At 54.1% G+C, this 606-nt stretch carries 1 protein-coding gene; it reads left to right on the plus strand.

The window, feature by feature from the left end; translation table 11 throughout:
* On the plus strand, positions 1–597 hold a 597-nt coding region (locus R7R78_RS27780), incomplete at its 5' end, for a ParA family protein (RefSeq protein WP_225474809.1).
* Positions 598–606: the final 9 nt, after the last annotated feature.

The raw sequence follows: 606 nt of genomic DNA on the forward strand, positions 1-606 counted from the left end.
ATCCTCACTGGAACCAAAACCGCAGAGCTGTTCGCTTACGAGCTGGACGGCATTGAGGTCATGCACTGCCCTTGCGGTGCAGACCTCATTCATACGCCGAAGAATGACCCGGATCTGTTTGAGATGGAGGCTGTGCCTCTTGACCAAGCCATGAATCCGGCTCGCCATTTGGCTGAGCTGTTTGAGAACTACGACTACGTGCTGATTGATTGTCCGCCTAGCCTCGGCAGAAAGCTGGTGGCAGCGTTGGTGATGTCTACCCATGTGGCATGTCCAGTAAAGCTCTCTGGCTTCGCTGTGGACGGCGTAGAAGGTCTCCTGAACACGATTATTGGTGTGCGCGAGGCGTACAACCAAGATTTGGAGATCCTGGGCATCGTGATCAACGACATGGACCGCTCTGTCAATCACGACAAAGCCCTCAAGTCGCTGGAGAACACAGTTCCGGATCTGCTGTTTGAGAACAAAATTATGCACCGGCCTCCGCTCGATACGGCGACGACTGATGGCATCCCTGTCTGGGAGCTTCGCTATGGACATGTCGCGGCCAAAGAAGTTGAGGCGGTGTTGGAAGAACTATTAGAGAAGGTGGGCTAAGCGATGGCA

The sequence above is a fragment of the Vibrio sp. 2134-1 genome, assembly GCF_033339495.1.